The sequence below is a fragment of the Pseudomonas huaxiensis genome (genome assembly GCF_003231275.1).
Lineage (GTDB): Bacteria > Pseudomonadota > Gammaproteobacteria > Pseudomonadales > Pseudomonadaceae > Aquipseudomonas > Aquipseudomonas huaxiensis.
In genome coordinates this window covers 1-212 of record NZ_QKVL01000234.1, presented here as the reverse complement: position 1 = coordinate 212, position 212 = coordinate 1, and the positions used below count along the sequence as shown (strand labels likewise).

At 60.8% G+C, this 212-nt stretch carries 1 protein-coding gene; it reads left to right on the top strand.

What is annotated here, in order from left to right:
• The coding region (locus tag DM374_RS33025; RefSeq protein ID WP_318531838.1) for a DUF6708 domain-containing protein at window positions 1-212 on the top strand (212 nt) is incomplete at both ends.

Below are 212 nucleotides of genomic sequence, written 5' to 3'. Positions count from 1 at the left end.
TTGCCACTCCGCTTCAACCGCGCCCGCCAACGCCTCTACGCCTACAACTTCAAATACCGCTGGTGGAATCCCTTCGAGGAATGGCGGGTGGTACCAGTAGCCTACGACTGGTCACAGGTACGGGCCGAACGCTGGAGAAGAACCCACTTCACCGCCCAGGGCGGGGCCATCATCCAGTTCGGTGTCGAGCTGTCCATCGTCAAACCCGGTAC